Source organism: Zhongshania aquimaris (assembly GCF_019312595.1).
Lineage (GTDB): Bacteria > Pseudomonadota > Gammaproteobacteria > Pseudomonadales > Spongiibacteraceae > Spongiibacter > Spongiibacter aquimaris.
Genome location: NZ_JAHWDQ010000001.1, coordinates 1,807,183 through 1,818,487, shown reverse-complemented (window position 1 = coordinate 1,818,487; position 11,305 = coordinate 1,807,183). Strand labels below are relative to the sequence as shown.

Annotated in this window: 9 protein-coding genes; 7 read left to right on the top strand and 2 right to left on the bottom strand. The window is 50.1% G+C overall.

Features of this window, described 5'->3' with window-relative positions; genetic code table 11:
• Positions 1-98: 98 nt before the first annotated feature.
• Together KXJ70_RS08270 and KXJ70_RS08265 are read left to right on the top strand one after the other, a co-directional pair.
• The gene (locus KXJ70_RS08270) at positions 99-866 is read left to right on the top strand and encodes a glutathione S-transferase family protein (protein WP_219042936.1); all 768 of its coding nucleotides are present in this window, start codon (positions 99-101) and stop codon (positions 864-866) included.
• 165 nt (positions 867-1,031) lie between these two features.
• On the top strand, positions 1,032-1,544 hold the full coding sequence (locus KXJ70_RS08265) for a DUF1993 domain-containing protein (protein ID WP_219042935.1): 513 nt from the start codon (positions 1,032-1,034) through the stop codon (positions 1,542-1,544).
• Positions 1,545-1,588: 44 nt separating this feature from the next.
• Here the strand turns inward: KXJ70_RS08265 and oxyR are convergent, their stop codons facing one another.
• Positions 1,589-2,482 (bottom strand): DNA-binding transcriptional regulator OxyR, encoded by an 894-nt coding sequence (gene oxyR / locus KXJ70_RS08260; protein ID WP_219042934.1) that lies wholly within the window; start codon positions 2,480-2,482, stop codon positions 1,589-1,591.
• Between the two features lie 138 nt (positions 2,483-2,620).
• On the opposite strand from oxyR, the gene ahpC reads away from it, so the two are divergent.
• The 4 genes from ahpC to KXJ70_RS08240 all read left to right on the top strand — a co-directional run bounded on the left by ahpC (position 2,621) and on the right by KXJ70_RS08240 (position 8,176).
• Complete coding sequence (gene ahpC / locus KXJ70_RS08255; protein ID WP_219042933.1) at positions 2,621-3,190, top strand: alkyl hydroperoxide reductase subunit C; 570 nt, start codon at positions 2,621-2,623, stop codon at positions 3,188-3,190.
• A gap of 85 nt (positions 3,191-3,275) precedes the next feature.
• A complete protein-coding gene (gene ahpF / locus KXJ70_RS08250; protein ID WP_219043131.1) occupies positions 3,276-4,877 on the top strand; it encodes an alkyl hydroperoxide reductase subunit F in 1,602 nt (533 codons plus the stop codon).
• 261 nt (positions 4,878-5,138) lie between these two features.
• Positions 5,139-5,591: a DUF6010 family protein gene (locus tag KXJ70_RS08245; RefSeq protein ID WP_219042932.1), complete on the top strand. Its 453-nt coding sequence runs from the start codon at positions 5,139-5,141 to the stop codon at positions 5,589-5,591.
• Positions 5,592-5,860: 269 nt separating this feature from the next.
• Complete coding sequence (locus tag KXJ70_RS08240) at positions 5,861-8,176, top strand: DUF6351 family protein (RefSeq protein WP_219042931.1); 2,316 nt, start codon at positions 5,861-5,863, stop codon at positions 8,174-8,176.
• Between the two features lie 105 nt (positions 8,177-8,281).
• Here KXJ70_RS08240 and KXJ70_RS08235 read toward each other — a convergent pair whose 3' ends face one another.
• Entirely contained in the window at positions 8,282-9,400 is a 1,119-nt protein-coding gene (locus KXJ70_RS08235; protein WP_219042930.1) for a helix-turn-helix transcriptional regulator, read from the bottom strand.
• Positions 9,401-9,678: 278 nt separating this feature from the next.
• Here KXJ70_RS08235 and KXJ70_RS08230 point away from each other — a divergent pair, with 278 nt between their 5' ends.
• Positions 9,679-11,301, top strand: coding sequence for a thrombospondin type 3 repeat-containing protein (locus KXJ70_RS08230; RefSeq protein WP_219042929.1), 1,623 nt, complete (start codon positions 9,679-9,681; stop codon positions 11,299-11,301).
• The last annotated feature ends 4 nt before the right edge of the window (positions 11,302-11,305 follow it).

The following is an 11,305-nucleotide window of genomic DNA, read 5'->3' as shown; positions in this document are numbered from 1 at the left end:
TGTATGGTGCGCAGCGGCGAGCTATATGGACATAGCGTGAAAAAGTGCTATAACAAAGACTGTTTGTAAATTGCTGTATGCCTTTTAAAGATAACAACGTGAATAGAGCAAAACCAGGAAGGTCGAAATTGAAGATTATCGGGTCTTACTTGTCTCCGTATGTCAGGAAAGTTCTGGCTTGTTTAGAGTTGAAGGGCTTAGCGTATGAAATCGACCCCATCGTTCCTTTTTACGGCTCATCAGAATTTAGTGGTGTCAGTCCACTGCGCAGAGTACCGGTGTTAATCGATAATAATATTGTGCTGTCAGATTCTACGGTCATTGTGGAATACCTCAATGAAAAGTATCTGACCCCCGATCTCATGCCAAGCGATGTCGCTGAGCGCGGGCGTGCCCGATGGATCGAGGAGTACGCGGACTCGCGCTTGGGTGAGGTCTTTATCTGGCATTTATACAATCAAGTGGTTATCCGCAAGTTTGTGTGGGGCAAAGAGCCGGATGAGGCTATTTTGGCCAAGGCATTGACGTGTGAAATTCCAGAGCTAATGGACTATCTTGAAACGCAGCTTCCAGATAGTGGGTTTCTTTTTGGCAACGTGACGATAGCCGATATTTCGGTGGCGAGCTTTTTTAGGAATGCCGCCTTTGCGCGTTATCAACTTGATGAAAGTCGTTGGCCAAAGGTTTGTCGCTATGTGCAAGATCTATTGCAGATGGACTGTTTCACTAAACTTCATCAGTTCGAGTTGATTTGTTTGAAGACACCTATTCAACAGCACCGCCAAGCCCTGTTGCGTGCGGGGGCGCCTATCTCAGAGCATACTTTCGGCACAGACACCCCGCAGGCGGGGATTGTTTCCATATGAGCTTGACCGTGCTGCCACGCCGTAACTTGATCTCCGCTGCAGCTAGGGTTTATGTTGGCTGCAAAATATTCATCTCTATGCTATTGAATCACTCATTTATACCCCAAACTCTTACTCAGTAACAAAAACCATAAAAGCTCAATCCATTCCGCGAGGTGATCTACCATGTTCTATGACATTACAGTTGTGCAAGCGAGCAAGATGCTGGGTAATTTGAAGGTAATGCTGGAGAAAGCCGAGGAGTTTGCAGAAACCAAAAAGGTCGCCCCAGAGGTGTTATTAAACTCGCGTTTGGCGCCAGACCAGTTTCCTCTGATTCGCCAAGTTCAAATTTGCTGTGACACCGCCAAGCTAGGTGCAGCGCGTTTAGCCGGTAAGGCAGACAGTGCACCAAAACATGAAGATACCGAGACAACCGTCGATGAGCTCTATGCTCGTATTGCCGCGGTGCAGGAATACTTGGCCACCTATACCCCCGCAGATTTTGCGGAGACCGCATCCAAAGAAATTAGTCTGCCGTGGTTAGATGGCAAGAAAATGTTGGGCAGCACCTTTGCGACTAGTTTTGTTATTCCCAATTTGTATTTCCACGTGACAACGGCCTATGCAATTTTGCGTAACAACGGTGTCGATCTGGGCAAATTGGATTATCTGGGTAGCATTTCCTTTATTGAGTAAGCGCAAGCCACGGGTCGCCTAACAGTCTGTGTTCGGTGGCCCGATCATTTTATGAAATCTACCATCGACGTTCTGATCGACGACACCACGGCCCGCACGCATTCCATTCTTGAGTAGTTGGGTCTGACCAGCAAGCAAATCTCCCTGCTCGGGACGGGCGCCTTAAAGTGTGTGTAGCGCAGACCGTGTTCCCCTTCTTTGATTGCCAGTTCCGGAATTAGGGTGATCCCCATGCCGCTGGCGATCATATAGCGCAAGGTCTCTAAGCTCGTTGCCTGAAATCGCGAATCCTCCTTGGCGCCGGCGCTAAAGCAATAGCCCAAGGCTTCGTCGCGAAGGCAGTGCCCATCTTCAAGGGTGAGTACCCACTGCCCGTTTAAGTCCTTTAGGCTAAGGTCATTTTTTTGCGCCAAGGCATGATTGACGGGAGTCGCTAATACCAAGGGTTCGTTAATTAGGGAGTAGCGTTCGACATTCTCCATAGTGTCGAGCCAGCTTAGAATCAGCACGTCGAGCTTGCCTTCATCTAATTGTTTTAGCAGTACGTCGGTTTGATTCTCGTGCAGAAAGAAATTGATATTGGGCAGGGCGGCGCTCAGCGCCGACATAATATGCGGCAGCAAGTAGGGCGCTACTGTGGGAATTAAGCCCACATGCAAGTCACCACTTAGCGGGTCAGACAAAGCTTTGGCTGTTTCTTCAAAATCCTCGACGGTACGCAATACCTGCCGCGCGCGTACCAGTAGTGCTTCCCCCGCCGGGGTCAGCATGACCTTCTTGCGATGGCGCTCAAATAGGCTCAGCCCTAGTTGATCTTCCAGCTTCATAATCTGTCCGCTCAGTGTGGGCTGGCTGACAAAGCAGGCCTCTGCTGCTCGGCCAAAGTGGCCGTGCCTGGCAACGGCGTCGAGGTATTGCAGGTCGCGAATCTTAATCATGGCGCTCAATAAGTATTGGTAAAACCTATCAATATCATAATAATGATCGATTAGATACCAAATCTTCTCTTCCGTAGTATGGCTCCTGAGCTTAAGGCAAACCGAATTTACTTATACCAACACCTCAGGAGTAACACTATGTTTCCAACCATTATCAATACCAAAGTACAGCCCTTCAAAGCGACGGCTTACCACAATGGCGGCTTTATTGACGTCAGCGATGCCGACCTGCTGGGCAAGTGGTCAGTGGTTGTTTTCTACCCTGCCGACTTTACCTTTGTATGCCCCACCGAGTTGGGCGACATGGCAGACCATTACGCACAGCTGCAAGAAATGGGCGTGGAAGTCTACTCAGTATCAACCGACACCCACTTCACCCACAAAGCGTGGCACGACACCTCCGACACCATTGGCAAAATTCAGTACCCAATGATCGGCGATCCAACAGGCCGCATTTCACGCAACTTTGGCGTAATGATCGAAGAAGACGGCTTGGCATTGCGCGGCACTTTCGTGATTAACCCGGAGGGTGAAATCAAAGTGGCAGAGCTACATGACCTCGGTATCGGCCGTTCAGCCAAAGAGTTAGTGCGTAAAGTACAAGCAGCTCAATACGTTGCAGAACACGACGGCGAAGTCTGCCCAGCAGCATGGCAGCCAGGTGAGGCGACACTGTCTCCGTCACTAGACCTAGTCGGTAAAATTTAACACCCCTGTTGGCCTCGGCGACGGGGCCTTTTTTAAAGTCTATTTCCTTGAATGAATAATGAATTTACGGGACGAGGTAGTCATCATGCTAGACGCGAAATTAAAAACCCAGTTGGAGGCCTACCTCCAAAATCTGAAAACACCGGTAGAGCTGGTCGCGTATCTCGATGGCCAGGACAAATCCCGGGAACTTGAAAGCCTAATGAACGAGATATCAGCGCTGTCTGCGCTGGTATCCATTGTTCAGGGCGAAGACACCGCGGCGCGTCGTCCGGCGATGGGTGTGCGCTCAGTTGCGAACGGCACAGAAATGCGTTTTGCAGGCGTGCCGCTTGGTCACGAATTTACCTCGCTGGTATTAGCTGTATTGCACAGTGGCGGCCACCCAATGAAAGTCGATAAAGACTTGATAGAACAAGTGCGCAATCTTGACGGTGAATACCGCTTTGAAACCTATATTTCCTTGAGCTGCCAGACCTGCCCAGAAGTGGTTCAGGCGCTGAATATGATGGCCGCGATCAACCCGCAAATCAGCAATGAAATGATTGACGGCTCGCTGTTCCAGCAAGAAGTCGATGAGCGCAAAGTCATGGCTGTGCCCACCGTATTCATGAACGGCCAGCAGTTCTCGCAGGGCCGAATCGGCTTGGCTGATATTTTGAAAAAGATCGACAAAAATGCCGGTGCGCGCAGCCTTAAAAAATTGGCGGAGAAAGACCTGTTCGACATGCTGATTGTCGGCGGCGGTCCGGCGGGCGCATCGGCGGCTATCTACGCAGCGCGTAAAGGTATCCGCACCGGTGTACTCGCCGATAAGTTTGGCGGTCAATTGCTAGATACCGTCAGCATCGAAAACTTTATTTCAGTATCAGAAACCGAAGGCCCTAAATTAGTCGCTAATTTAGAAGCCCACGTTGGCGCCTACGATGTGGATATTATGCGCGGCCACAAAGCATCTGCACTGACCGTTGCAGACGACGGCAGTATAGAAGTCAGCGTTGAAGGCGGCGCGGTATTACGCAGCCGTTCGGCGCTATTAGCCACCGGTGCACGCTGGAGAGAAATGAACGTACCCGGCGAGCAAGAATACCGCGGCAAAGGTGTGGCCTACTGCCCACACTGCGACGGCCCCTTATTTAAAGGTAAATCCGTCGCGGTCATCGGCGGAGGTAATTCCGGCATAGAAGCCGCAATTGACTTGGCAGGTATAACTGCACACGTCACGGTATTGGAGTTCGACAGTAAATTGCGTGCTGACGAAGTACTGCAACGCAAAGCGCGGTCGATGAAAAACATCGACATTATTACCAGTGCGCAGACCACCGAAGTGCTCGGCGATGGCCAACGTGTTACCGGTTTGCAGTACACAGATCGCAAAACCGGCGACGCGCAGAAGGTAAGCCTAGCGGGCATCTTTGTGCAGATCGGTTTGGTGCCCAACACCGAGTTTTTGAAAGACACAGTGGCATTAACACCGCGCGGCGAAATTGAAATTAACGCACGCGGTGAAACATCAATCCCAGGCGTGTTTGCGGCGGGTGATGTGACCACCGTACCGTTCAAACAAATTGTTGTCGCGGTAGGTAGCGGAGCCACCGCAGCGCTGGGTGCCTTTGATTATCTTATCCGACAAGTGGTTGATGAGCCGGAGGCGTCAGTAAAAACTGAGCAGGGGCAAGCTGCTTAAATCGCTCTAATCTTGTACACCTCTTTGCCCCTCGTTTGAGGGGCTTTTTTAATTTTCTTGTGGATAATTAATCGCTATTAATATTTCTGTTTCGGATTGCTTTGGGCTTAATTGTGCTAGTAAGTGCACGTCGAGATATGGCATATTTGAATTGGAATTAAGTAAGGCAATATTCGATTTAGCGCCCTCTAGATTTTCATTTAGGGTTGGCGATACGTGTGAATAATAAATTTACGAATAGCTTAAATAGAGATGACGTTGATGGCGCTAGCAATCATTATGATCTTGTATGTCAGCGTCGGTGTTTTGGCTGCGGTCGGTTCGATGTATCTCTCTCACCGTTTTGTGCCGGCTCGATTCGAGTCTGCGTTGTATGGTGCGTTCCTGATTTTTATCGCTGCTTTTTATCTGGCGTTTACGTCTTATTTTGGTGATCAGTCGGCATGGCGGCTTGAAACGACAGCGGTTGTCGTCTTTGCTGTTTTGGGTTGTCTCGGCATAAGGCTGCCGATATTGCTTATCGCGGGCTACGCATTGCATGGAGCGTGGGATCTTCTTCATGAGATTCACCAGCACAGCGGAACGAATGTGTTCGCCGGTAGGCAAGCTACGCAGGTACCACTCGCCTATGGTGCGTTTTGTGCGACGTTTGATTGGGCTGTGGCGATGTATTTCGTGTGTCGGCGTAATGCCTGGGTTGCAGCTAGGGCTTAATTGTTCACAAAGAGCGCAACAACATAGAAAGCTCTGGTTCAGTTATGTTGGTAAATCTGTTGGGTGTTGAGGCTAACATTCACTCGCTAGCGTAATCCTTTGTCTAGTCTCGATTTTTCTATTTTTGCCGCTAATTCCGACTGTTTTTTCCCTCGACGTCTATACTTTCTAAATACTATGTAAGTTGACACTGCACATTTTGCCTATAAAGTGTCGTAGTGGTTTTTGTTTCGTAAGTCAGTTCGCAAGCGCGAGCAGAGGTTGTAGCAGTGAATGTAAAAATAATAACGGTATTGATCGCTCTGACGTTGGCCGCCTGCGGCGGCAGTGGTTCTGGTCGTGGCAGTTCTGCTGGTACGCCAGACCCTGATCCCGGTTCTGGTGGCACGGCTGAAGACACAGCGCAGCTGCGGGTGTTGTCTAATCGGCCAGATATGGTGTCGGCGGGCGATGTGCTAGTGGAGGTGGTGTTAGAAAATGCTGCTGCGGTAGAAGGACTGGTGTTGACCCGCAATGGCAGCGATGTAACTAGTGTGTTGCAGGCCACGCCAGATAACCCTCTGCGCTTAGTGGGTGTGGTTGACGGTTTGGCGGTGGGTGACAACACCCTCAGCACCAATGTCGGCAATGACCTTACGGTGGTGAACCATCCTTCTGGTGGCCCAGTGTTTACAGGCCCGCATATTCAGCCTTGGGAGTGCCAAGATACGGCGGCTGATGAAGATTGTAATCAGCAGGTGGAATACAAGTGGCTTTATAAATCGAGCAATCCCCTAAATGGCGGTTTGCTGCCCTATGACCCGGAAGCCCCGCCAGACGATGTGGCGATGACTACGACCGATACCGGCGAAACGCTGCCGTTTATTGTGCGGCAGGAGATTGGTTATCAGGCGCGGGATCAGTACACGATTTTTACACTGCAGAAGGTGGGTGAAGATTGGACACCGGTTCAGCCCCAGTCGCAGTGGAATGGACGATTGTTGGTCACCCACGGCGGTAATTGCCGAGGCGACCACGATACTAGCTCGCCAAAAACCGACGATTATTCTGGCACGATTCCAGGCAACCCGCTGATTGATCAGTCTTATATTACGGCGCTGAGTATGGGGTGGTCGGTGCTGTCTACCGCGCAGTTGAATCTTGGTCACAACTGTAATCTTAGCTATCAAGCGGAATCGCTGATGATGGCGAAGGAGCGCTTTATAGAGCAGTACGGCGAGCTCCGTTACACCGTGGGTACAGGTTGTTCCGGCGGTGCGATAACCCAGAATATGATCGCCAATGCCTACCCTGGTTTGTACCAAGGCTTGCTGACGACCTGTACTTATCCCGATGTGATGAGTACGGCGACCCAGTTTGCGGATTATCATATTTTGCTGCGTTACTTTAAAACCAATATGAATGATCCGGCGTTGTTGGCGCGTGATGGCACGCTATTTACGGTGCTTCAACAGAACGAGGTTTACGGTCATCTCAACGGCATTGTGAATGCGTCTGTTGCCGATTCGGCGCTGTTTGCCGAGGCGGTTGATCCTGCGTCTAGCTGCGGCGGCATCAGCGATGAAGAGCGCTTCGATCAAGATACTAACCCCGGCGGCGCGCGCTGTGACGTGCTGACGTTTATGCAAAATATGATTGGTCAGCGCGAGCAATTCCCCGCTGAGGATCAGCTGCGCGATCATTGGTCGCAAATTGAAAAAGACTTAGGTTACGCATTTTCCGGTTTTCCGTTGGGCAATGAAGGCGTGCAATACGGCCTCATTCCACTGCAACAAGGGCTTCTTACTCCCGACCAATTTTTAAAGTTGAACACCAATATTGGCGGGCTTGATCCTAGCTTGAATGTGACCGCTGAACGCTTAAAACCTGACTATCCGGCATTGCCCAATGCCTATCGCACGGGGATTTTAAATACCGTAGTGAATATGGACACGGTGCCGATTATTAATATGACGGGGCCTGATCCGGGCATCGCTCACGACAGTGTGCACGGCTATTGGGTGCGCTGGCGCTTAGAGCGAGAGTTTGGCAACCGCGACAACTTTGTTCACTGGGGCGGCCTAACGCCATTGATTGGTGATCTGACGTATATGAGTCAATCGCTGATCGCCATGGCATCGTGGTTAGACACGATAGAAGCCGACACCAGCGACGCACCACTGGCGCAGAAAATAGTGACCAACAAGCCCGCGAGTGTGCAAGATCAGTGTAGCGGCGTGCCGGGGCAAATGTGTCCAGACGAACTTATGTTGGTATTCGGTACGCCACGCACCCAGGCCGGTGCTGACAAGTATGGTGATCAGGTGCAGTGCCAATTAAAACCCTTTAGCCGAGCTGATGATTACGGTTTGGGCAATTTGGTTTGGCAAGAGGCGGACTGGCAGAAGTTAGAGCAAACCTTTGCGACAGGGGTGTGTGACTGGTCTAAAAAACCTCTGGCTTGGCAGCCAACAATTCCCTGGCTGAAGTATCAAGATGATCTGGGTGAGGTGATTATCGGCGGAGAGCAAATGACGCCTGCAGATTTTCCTGCTGGATGGGCGAGTCCTGCGTTTAGTAAAACGTGGGTGCCGGGTTGGCAGTAGCCTTGAAGTAACCTTTATCTAGTTTTCAGCTGAATGAGTGCTTGTTCAGTGCCGCTAAGTCCTAGCTCTTGCTAGGACTTAGCTTCGATATTAGTGATTAAATATTTATATTAAATCCATTTTGGTTCGGGCGAGCGACGACATAATTTTACTGAGCAATTCAGATTGAGAGCGCACGCCAAGCTTTGCATAAATAGCTTTAAAATGTGATCTTATGGTGCTCTCTTTTACCGTCATGGCGTCTGAAATTTCTCTGACCACAAGGCCGCGGCTTAAGTGGCGCGTAACCATAGCTTCGGTTGTGGTAAGTCCGTATAAAATTTCGAGGCCTGCCAAATCAATATTCATATTTGTATTAATACTTTTAATTTGCAGAAGAAAGCCGAGTTCCTGTGTGCCGGGCGTTAAGCTCGGAAGTAAGTGCGGCTCTATGCTGATTTGGTAGTGCTCGGTTCGCGCATAATTTCGTCGATTGCGCCTTTTATTTTCCGTAAAGTCATTATTATTATTTATTAATCGTTCGATGGTATTGCGTAATTTATGTGACCGGAACGACAGCTTGCCTGCGCTAATGCAGGCGATGTCTTGACAAAGAAATTCTTCGGCTAATGCATTTTGCGACACGATGGTGGAGTCTGATCGCAGCAGGTAGGCGGCGCTGTCGGTGATGCTGGTAATAGAGTCAAAAATGCTTTGCAAAGATTCTAACGCAATGTTGCGCTTATAAATGGCCAGGGCATTTTGCAGGTGGGGAATAAACAGGTTTAGTGTTTGGAGTTCTTCCTTGCTAAATGGCTTATGCTGGTGGCCGCGCTGAATAGTTACGCGAAAAGCCTGGCCAATCTTTGGGTCTTCAATGTACGCGCCGCAGGCATATCTTATGTCGAGTGGCTTGGTATAGTCGGCATAAAATTCTGAAGATAGAAATTTTCGATCTGGAAACATCTCGTTGCTGTGGAATTGTAATAGCGGAAGATCGGCCATCGCCTCCGCCCACACATCGGTATGTATGAAGTGTTCGCCGTAAAGCTGCAATTCGTCGTCACTCAAGTGCCGAGAAAAAACAATATCGCTTGCGTGAGTTTCGATTTCCTCAAACATCAAGGTTGTCGACCTCGATGGTATTTCAGTTTCTAGCATGGCAAAAAATGCCATCCATCCATCAGCTTGGTGAGCATGTCGATATAGCTCACCAATTAGCTGGGACAATTTACTATTTCGCATTAATTATTTATGGCCTTGTTATTTTTTCTTGACTCGCTTCCCTACGGCCATTTTTAAGTCGTTCTCCCCAATCTAGGGGAGGCGCTGAGTAAACTATACCGTTAGATTTAGTCGTGAGCAATTCTAAGTGCCCCTGCTGTTAATGCTGTGGGTACTAGATGCGCTAATGAAGGAATATGACGGATTTCTTAGCACGTTAAATAGAGAATCCAAGGTTATGACAAAAATAAAGCGTGTGGCAGAGTTCAGCTACGTCGCGCAAAACCAAGGGTAGATTTATGGTGGGATTTCATAAAACACAAGCCAATAGGGGCTTGCTTGGCATCACATTGTCATCTGTGCTGCTAGCGGCTTGCGGCAGTGGAGGTGGGGGTGGCGGTTCTGCCGGCGCCGGGGGCACTGACATTAGCGGGACGCCGATTAAAGGCCCGATGGTCAATGCAGATGTATCGGCTTTTCGTTTTGATGCCAGCGATGACCGCTTGATAGGGAGTTTATTGGCAAGCGGCACGACCAATGCGCAAGCTGCAATTACCGGCCTAAGACTGCCCAGTGATTACAGTGGCGTCTTTATTCTGGAAGTTCGAGCGAACGAGCAAACCCGCGATTTAAGCACTGATCTGGCTCCGGCGATCACCGTGTTTCGCACGGTGTTGAATAGCAGTAATGTGCAAAGCAATGTTCCTGTGTATCCATCGCCGCTGACCTCGTTAGCCTACGAACTGGCAGTGGATAATGCCGACTCGGCCGCATACGGCGGGAATGATGACGGCAGTGTAAGTGAAGATGAACTGACAGCCGCGTTTGCTCTAGCTTCGCAAAAGGTACTGGCGACGGTGGGCTTTGGTCTAGAGCTTGATACAGACCTTAATGCCACCCCAGCGTTACTTACCTCGGCAACGACGACTACTGATGCCAAGCTTAAAGCGATACGTTATCGCGCTGCGATAGAGGCTTTGAGTGCCATCTTGATAACGATGAAAGATGACGCGACGGCGAACAATGCCAGCTCGACACAAACTACAGATTCACTGTTATCCGCGCTGGCGGCTGACCTTGGTGATGACGTAATTGATGGCTCGGTCGGTGGTGAGCCAATTTCTGCGTTTGCCGACATTACCGATGTTGTTGCGCTGGTGACGGTTGACCCGGCAACGCTTAAGGTTCCCGGCACCGACACGTCCATTGCGGATATTGAATCTGTGCTGGTCGCTGAGCAGGACGCCACTGGTGAAGACGTAGATAGCGCTGATGTTGCAAGTGGCAGCGTTTCCGCAGACCCAGAGCCTGCAAAGACAGCCTCGGATATCGATGGTGATGCTGTTGCGGATAGCACAGACAATTGCCCAACCGTTAGTAATCCCGGTCAAGAAGACCTGGACGAAGATGGCGCTGGTGATGTCTGTGATGGTGATCGCGATGGAGACGGTGTCCCAAACGCAGATGATGCCTTCCCAAATGATGCTACTGAGACCGTTGATACCGACAGTGACGGTATTGGCAACAATGCGGATACCGATGACGATGGCGATAATACCGCCGATGTTGATGATGCCTTTCCGCTAGATCCGTCGGAAACCACTGATACCGATCTCGATGGCATTGGCAACAATGCGGATACCGATGATGACGATGACGGCGTTGCTGATGCTGACGATGCCTTTCCGCTGGATGAAAATGAGTCCGTGGATTCGGATGGCGACGGTGTTGGTGACAACGGTGATACCGATGTGGATGGTGACGGCGTTGACAATGACGTAGACAACTGCCCGGCGGTCGCGAATGAGGATCAAGCCGACAGCGATAGCGATGATATCGGTGATGTGTGTGATGAGGATGATCCAGAACCGACCTTAGCCGTGTGGGATAGCTTTAATTGGGATGACGCCAATTGGCAGTAAGAAC

Excerpts from the sequence above, each read along its gene's own strand:
- KXJ70_RS08265 (WP_219042935.1), top strand. The coding sequence starts at position 1,032 with ATGTTCTATGACATTACAGTTGTGCAAGCGAGCAAGATGCTGGGTAAT.
- oxyR (WP_219042934.1), bottom strand. The coding sequence starts at position 2,482 with ATGATTAAGATTCGCGACCTGCAATACCTCGACGCCGTTGCCAGGCAC.
- ahpC (WP_219042933.1), top strand. The coding sequence starts at position 2,621 with ATGTTTCCAACCATTATCAATACCAAAGTACAGCCCTTCAAAGCGACG.
- ahpF (WP_219043131.1), top strand. The coding sequence starts at position 3,276 with ATGCTAGACGCGAAATTAAAAACCCAGTTGGAGGCCTACCTCCAAAAT.
- KXJ70_RS08245 (WP_219042932.1), top strand. The coding sequence starts at position 5,139 with ATGGCGCTAGCAATCATTATGATCTTGTATGTCAGCGTCGGTGTTTTG.
- KXJ70_RS08235 (WP_219042930.1), bottom strand. The coding sequence starts at position 9,400 with ATGCGAAATAGTAAATTGTCCCAGCTAATTGGTGAGCTATATCGACAT.
- KXJ70_RS08230 (WP_219042929.1), top strand. The coding sequence starts at position 9,679 with ATGGTGGGATTTCATAAAACACAAGCCAATAGGGGCTTGCTTGGCATC.